The 544-nt window shown below is 56.4% G+C and carries 1 protein-coding gene; it reads right to left on the minus strand.

The window, feature by feature from the left end; translation table 11 throughout:
* Nucleotides 1-544 (minus strand): hypothetical protein (locus tag ACGF49_RS24775; protein WP_387493390.1); only part of this gene is annotated, 544 nt, incomplete at both ends.

The raw sequence follows: 544 nt of genomic DNA on the forward strand, positions 1-544 counted from the left end.
GCTGTCATGGCTGCTGTGTATTGTGCCTGCGTTGACCGTGGCATCGCCGCGAGCTTCCACCCGGCCCTGATTGCGCAGTGCTCCTTTGGTCTGTAAATTCACCGCCGATTGTGACAGCAATTTGCCGGTGTTAGTGACATCGGCAGACGAGGTTAATTGCAACGTATCCCGGCTGCTGAGGGTGCCGCGGTTCTCTATCCGACCATCGGCGGTGATATGGACCTCGCCGGCAGACGCGCCGATATTGCCGGCATTATGCACGCCCACCCCCGCCTCGGTGCCTATCAACCTAATTTTATGGGCGTACATGCCGCCCAGTGCCGCCACATCCAACGCAAACTCTGGGTGCTTTTCATCGTCAACCGATTTTTTCTCAATCTGCTGATGCGTCGCATCGACAATATTACGCCCGGTGGTCACTTTCAGGTCTTGCGCGTGTAATTTGGCGTTAATCGCCACGGAGCGGGCGATAATATCGGTGTAACTTTGCTGTGTGCTGTCCATGCCGCGCCCGTCAATCCGCACTTCCCCCTGATTGACATCA

This window comes from Photorhabdus sp. RM96S (assembly GCF_042879335.1).
Taxonomy (GTDB): domain Bacteria; phylum Pseudomonadota; class Gammaproteobacteria; order Enterobacterales; family Enterobacteriaceae; genus Photorhabdus; species Photorhabdus kayaii.